Here is a 5,986-nt window from a genome sequence, read left to right as displayed (position 1 = left end):
TTGGTACATGGAAATCGTTACTGGTCACCACTGGGTTGCCCAACGGATTCCGGATGACTGCTACGCCGTTACTGGCAACCGGGTGGCCATCCAGGAAGTCGACTTTGACGACCCACAAAACTTTATGTGGTCCGATGGTATCCAGGACTTCGTGGAAAAGCACCACCTCAATCCTGACCTCGATGGCTGGAACTTCCGGCGGATTTTTGGAACGGCCAACGTCTTTGACCAGCACTACAACACAAGTCGGCAATGGTACGGTCACCTGGTACTGAGCCCCGAAGTAAAGCTCGACCCGTTAGACTTCAACCTGCCGTTTATCATGAAGGCCGACCACAAGATTACCCTGGAAGAAGTTCAACAAGTCCTCAGCAGCCACTACCAGGGAACCGTTTACGACCCACTGGGCCACGAAGGAACTGACGAACAAAAGCACTTCTTCCGGCCAATTTCATTGAACCGGACACAGAACTCCCACGTCCTGCAAGTCAAGCCAGACCTGCCGGAAGCGGCCTCGACGATTCTATGGCTGTGCTTCGGGATCCCATCATTCACGCCGTACGTACCGTTCTTCGGTAACGCGGCCGACATGGAACCGTCGTATGCTAACACACCAATGAAGATGAACATGGACTTCAAGAGCGCCTACTGGATGTACCGGGGGCTGTCGATGCTGGTTGAATCACACCTAAGCCAGTTCACGAAGGCTGATGACGACTACCTCAAGGATGCCCGTCAATACTTCTACACCTGGATTGACAAGGTCGCTCCCCAAGTCGAAGGTTTCACTAACAACGAAGCCAGCGAAATCCTCAGCAAGAACCAGCACGAACTGGTCGCTGAAATGGCCAAGCGGACGAAGAAGCTAATGGCCGACCTGATGATGCACGGGCTGCAACTATCAGATTTGACCTTCGTCATGGATAAGAACCTGTAATTTCCGAATAAGAGAAATGGGCCGCGAAAATTCGCGACCCATTTTTCTTTATATTAACAGCAACATCCCCGCACCGGCTAGTTCAATAGCGACGACCAATGCAGTTCCCGCAAACAACCAGCGAGGCGCCCATGGTTGAGCCGGCTCGTCAGCTATTAGCCGACTTCTCAACCCGAGCCATTGCGACCCGCCGGCAAGCAGTAGCAAGTCGGTTAGCAACACCCCGACAAACAAGTTAAACGTCCTCGTTTTCCATAACAGACACCCGCCGGTCAGCCCATAAAAAACAGCGCTAAGGCCGCTGGCAATCACAACACCAGTAACTAACTGGTCAACCGGGTGCACTGCAGTTGCCAACAACCGTGGCAAGTTGAGGGCATGGCCGACCACCAGCACGATCACCGCCACGACCGCTATTACCACCCCGGCGGTGGAAAAGGTTGGCCAACCCAGTATCGCAGCTACCAGCCAGGTCAGCGTCGGCAAGACCAATGGCTGCCAGCGCGCCTTAGTCACCGTGGTGACCAGTAAGAAGTAGTTTCCCACTAGTGCCTGCAGTGCCGCGATTATCGTTGCCACCACTAGCAACCAGGTCAGCCGCGTTGGTAGGATCAGACTTGCCGGGTGTGACCAGCAGACGACTAACCCCGCCATTAGCAAAATGGCCAGTAGCCAACTGGCCGCCCGGTACTGAGTTGTCTGCATCGCCGGCTCTGCCTGCTGGTAAATCATCAGTAAGTTGAAAACATTCAACACAAAACAGACTGCCCCGAGGAGCAGCCAGAATACTTCACTGTCGAGGGTCAGCTTCGTCGGTGCCTGCCCTACTAGGCGCAGCATGGTCAGCCAATCCCACCGCCCAGCAGCCAGAATCAACGGTAAACTCGTCACGGCTGCCAGCGGTTGGCGCCACCACTTTTCCACCAGTTATCACCCCCGCTTTTTCACGGCATTGATAGTTTGCGGCGTCTCGTCGCCCTTCATAATGGAAAGAATAGCGCTCGCTGCTAACCAGTTACCCAGGGCCTCCACGACGATTCGCATCAACCGGCCGTCGTTGGCAGCAAAGCGGTTGCTGGTTGGTAGTGGTTTACCGGCAAACTTGGCGTTGAGCAAATTAACAAAGTAGTCGTATACCATCTTCGGGTAGGCATTAATCGTCAACTGGTTAATTCCGTCCTTAATCGCCGACAGCGGAAAAAGGTTCTTTAACAGCGAGATGACCATGATGGTCGCAATTTGGTGTCGACCGTAGCGCTTCTTCACCGGCGCAATCACCAGTCCGTGTTTGACGTAGTTATTAACCATTGAGCGGGTGACCGGCGGTAGGTTCAAGCCATTGAGCGGCTCGTTAACTACTTTCACTACCTGGTCAACGTAGAGTTCAATGTCTGGCAACTCTTCCCAGTGCACTAATTGAACTTTTGCTAACCGTTCTTGATACTTCTTAAAGCGTTCCACTCTTTTTCACCTCATTGCTTAATCCGATTGACTGGTTAACAAGCCGGTCCGTCGTCATTGCGCTGGCAATCGTCTTCACCAACTGGTCGCTACTCAGTTGCAAACTGGCCAGCTGCTGGTTCTCCGGGGTGATCACACTTGCTGCCGCTTCGTTAGTCAGCTGTGGCACCCTAATAACAGTATACGGGATCTCGAGTTCGTCGACCATTTTAACGGCGTACTGGTGGGCAAATAAAAGGTTCTGATAGTCAGCGCCGTATAACTGCCGCACTCCCGCCTCATCAACATCATCACAAATCCCGGCGGCGGCTAGCATGACAATCCGGGACGGGGCGTGCCCGTCATCAACGAGCTGTACCAGCCCCAACACCAGTTCGTCGACCGGTGCCTGGCGGGGTGCCAACCAGCACAAGACGGATGCCGCCGGCAACTGGCGACTAAATTGCGGATACACAGCTACTGGCGCCGGCGCCAGTTCGTTCTTCAGCGCCGCCGTCAGCTGGTCCTCATGCTGGTTAACAATTGCCAATGGTGCTTGCAAGATGAGCCTCCTTAGTAAGCGAGTAGTTCGTCTTCAATCGTCGCGTCCTGGATCCGGACATCCGTGATCGTATTTTGTTCCAGCAGCGGTAAAAGTGCCTGGATGTTACCGGAAAAAAGCAGGCGGGTTTCGTGTTCGGCCTCTTCGAGTAGGCGCGCTCCCACCCGCTCGGCAGTTGCTGACGGGAACCCACTCCCGGTGATCGTCACAACACAGTCCGTGCTATCATGAGTCGGCAACTGACGAGTAGACGTTAAGTGGCCGCGGTCAAAGTAATACATTACGTCAGCCCACTTGAGCATCGTTGTCACGTCGGAACTGCTCATCACGATCAACGCGTTCGTCTTTTGACTATAGTCCTTTAATAAGGACCAGACTTTCGGAATGTCGCTGGCGGCTAGCTGGTCAAATTCCTGTCCCAGCATGATTACCGGCGAACAAAGAATCGTCGGTATCAGCACTTGGATCAGCAGCTCTTGTTCGGCCGATAGCTCCTTTAACCGGACATTCCCGTCAATATTGAAGGCCCGCAAAAGTTGCTCAGCCTGTTCCCAACGAATGGCGTCGGGAAACTTGTCAATTATGCGTTGCAGCCACTTATCGAGTCGCTTCCGTGGCTTGAGCCGTAGTTCACCCGCCACGCTGACCATTTCTTCGACCTGTCGTTTCAGCTGGCTAACCGACTGACCATCAATGGTTAATTGACCGTCGAGGTCTTTTAACTGGCTGCGCAGAGCCATCGCCAGTGCCGGGACCAGTCCAGTGTCGTCACTACAGATTGCCACCACTTGTGGCGACTGCCACTCAAAGCTGACGTTAAAAAGTTCGCTGCCATTCGGCGCCGTCAAGTTTAGCTCGTTTGCCATAATCTCGGTCACTGTTAACTTCCCCCAAAAAACAATTCTTTCCTTTTTATCATAATACAGTTTTTTCCCGTGTGACTACCTAATATTTACTTCTCGCATGGTATAATTGCCAGTGTTCGCATTAGTGCAATATTTTTATGAAATGAGGAACGTTTGAAATTGGATAACGATCAAATACTAATCAACTTCGGTATTATTATCGTTACGTTTATTTTTGCCGCCTTCTTTGTCGCTGCTGAATTTGCCCTGGTCCAGGTGCGGGTCACCGCCCTTCAGGATTTGCAAAACAAGCGGGATAAACCATCAAAGAAGATCGAACAGGCCATTCACATGGTCACTAACCTGACTGAATACCTGTCGACTACCCAGGTGGGGACCAGTGTCTGCGGCATTATCCTTGGTTGGGTCGGGGAAGAAACCATCGAATACCTCCTAGCCGACTTGCTCAACTTGCCGCAGTTGCCGCTCAGCAGTAGTGCGGTGCACGCCATCAGTGCCGTCGTTGGTGTTTTGGTTCTGACCTACTTTGAAGTGGTGCTCACGGAAATTGTCCCGAAAAACATCGCCATCGACTTGCCGATGAAGATGATGATGCTGGTGGTCACTCCCCTGCACTACTTCCACGTCATCTTCTACCCGTTCGTCTGGTTACTCAACACTTCGGCTAACGGGATTGTCCGTCTGTTCGGACTGCAGCCAGCTGACGAAAATGACGAGGTCCTCTCGCAAAGTGAAATCATCAGCCTGTCACGGAACGCCGTCCGCGGCGGAGAAATGGACCGTAATGACTTGGTGTACATGGAGCGGACCTTTGATTTTACCGACAAGGAAGCCCACGACGTGATGGTCGACCGGACGCGCCTGTCGGTCATTGATGTGCGGGCCAGTCTGCAAGACGCCCTCGACATGTACGTGAAAACCCACTATAGTCGTCTGCCAGTGGTTGCAGACCACGACAAGGACAAGATCCTCGGCTACGTCTTCAACTACGACCTCGTTCGGCAAAAGCGAACTAACCCCAACGTGCCGTTGACGAAGATCATTCGTCACCTGCCTACCACACCGGAAAATACCCTGATCACCGACGTGCTGCAGCAAATGATCCGGACCCGGACGCCAATGGTGGTGGTCGTTGACGAATATGGGGGCACGTCAGGGATCGTAACCGATAAGGATATTTACGAAGAGCTCTTCGGAACTGTCCGTGACGAAATTGACAACGTTTCTGATGACATCATTCAAAAGAATGATGATGGTACCTTTAACGTCGCCGGGAAAACAACGACTTACGACTTTGAACGCTACTTCGGGGTCGACTTTGAAGAGTTTGAAAAAACCGAGGCGGTTACCTTATCCGGTTACCTCCTGGAAGCTCACCCCAAGATTCACGAAGGGAGCCAAGTTCGACTGCACAACTTCCTAATTACGGTCACCAAATACGAAAACTCCTTTATCCTCTGGATGAATGTCAAGGAGATTCCTGAAAGCCAGAAAACTGATAGTCAGTCAGCTAACGACCAGTAAACGTTAACTTATCACTACTACCACTTGCTGAGTGGTGTACAATATTATTAATTGTTATTTTAATTTATAAACAAAAGAGGGCTAACAATGTCAAAAATCTACATTCTATTCATTTCAATCGAAGGTAACACCCGCTCTTTCCTGACCCGGCTAGCTGCATTTGCCAAACAGCAGCACAGCATTAACCCCAAAAACCCGGTGGTTGAACTCAAGGAAATCACTGACCAGACCGTGCCGGCAGCAGAAAAGGAACCATTCTTTGCCTTTGTCCCAACCTACCTTGACGGTGGTAACGGGATTGACTCCGGCTACAACGAACTGATGACGAACGCGCTGGGCGAATACATTGCTTCCAACAGCAATGCCGACCGCTGTCTCGGGGTTGTCGGCAGTGGCAACAAGAACTTCAACGAGCAGTACTGCTTAACTGCCCGCCAATACGCCTACGAGTTCAAGGTTCCATTCCTGGCTGACTATGAACTACGTGGCACTTCCGAAGATATTGAACGAATCTACGGCATCCTGAGTAAGGAAGTCGCTAAGGAAGAACAATAAACGCAAAAGACGGCGAGTTATCTCGCCGCCTTTTTGGTTGAAAAATTAGGCTCTTTGTCAAATCCTGTTGATGGGTAAGAATCAGGCTTAAGCGGCCTGGTT

At 51.8% G+C, this 5,986-nt stretch carries 7 protein-coding genes; 3 read left to right on the top strand and 4 right to left on the bottom strand.

Going from position 1 to position 5,986, the window contains the following annotated elements; translation table 11 throughout:
• Positions 1–937, top strand: a 937-nt coding sequence (locus tag Q0E49_RS07695) for a C69 family dipeptidase (RefSeq protein ID WP_295747708.1), incomplete at its 5' end; no start/stop codon positions are given.
• Between the two features lie 48 nt (positions 938–985).
• Here the strand turns inward: Q0E49_RS07695 and Q0E49_RS07690 are convergent.
• Genes Q0E49_RS07690 through Q0E49_RS07675 form a run of 4 tightly spaced genes read right to left on the bottom strand, consistent with a single transcriptional unit; the run spans position 986 to position 3,805 of the window.
• Positions 986–1,861 carry a hypothetical protein gene (locus tag Q0E49_RS07690; RefSeq protein ID WP_295747706.1) on the bottom strand — a complete coding sequence of 292 codons (876 nt, stop codon included), beginning with the start codon at positions 1,859–1,861 and terminating at the stop codon, positions 986–988.
• 6 nt (positions 1,862–1,867) lie between these two features.
• Positions 1,868–2,398: a DUF1836 domain-containing protein gene (locus Q0E49_RS07685; protein WP_295747704.1), complete on the bottom strand. Its 531-nt coding sequence runs from the start codon at positions 2,396–2,398 to the stop codon at positions 1,868–1,870.
• The gene (locus Q0E49_RS07680) at positions 2,385–2,939 is read right to left on the bottom strand and encodes an NAD(P)H-binding protein (RefSeq protein ID WP_295747702.1); all 555 of its coding nucleotides are present in this window, start codon (positions 2,937–2,939) and stop codon (positions 2,385–2,387) included. Before Q0E49_RS07680 ends, Q0E49_RS07685 begins: the two co-directional genes overlap by 14 nt.
• Positions 2,940–2,950: 11 nt before the next feature.
• The gene (locus Q0E49_RS07675; RefSeq protein ID WP_295747700.1) at positions 2,951–3,805 is read right to left on the bottom strand and encodes a multidrug ABC transporter ATPase; all 855 of its coding nucleotides are present in this window, start codon (positions 3,803–3,805) and stop codon (positions 2,951–2,953) included.
• A gap of 159 nt (positions 3,806–3,964) precedes the next feature.
• Here Q0E49_RS07675 and Q0E49_RS07670 point away from each other — a divergent pair, with 159 nt between their 5' ends.
• The gene (locus Q0E49_RS07670) at positions 3,965–5,329 is read left to right on the top strand and encodes a hemolysin family protein (protein ID WP_295747698.1); all 1,365 of its coding nucleotides are present in this window, start codon (positions 3,965–3,967) and stop codon (positions 5,327–5,329) included.
• Positions 5,330–5,416: 87 nt separating this feature from the next.
• Positions 5,417–5,884, top strand: coding sequence for a class Ib ribonucleoside-diphosphate reductase assembly flavoprotein NrdI (gene nrdI, locus Q0E49_RS07665; RefSeq protein WP_295747693.1), 468 nt, complete (start codon positions 5,417–5,419; stop codon positions 5,882–5,884).
• The last annotated feature ends 102 nt before the right edge of the window (positions 5,885–5,986 follow it).

This window comes from uncultured Limosilactobacillus sp. (assembly GCF_934202235.1).
Classification (GTDB): domain Bacteria; phylum Bacillota; class Bacilli; order Lactobacillales; family Lactobacillaceae; genus Limosilactobacillus.
This window is presented reverse-complemented; position numbering and strand designations above follow the sequence as displayed.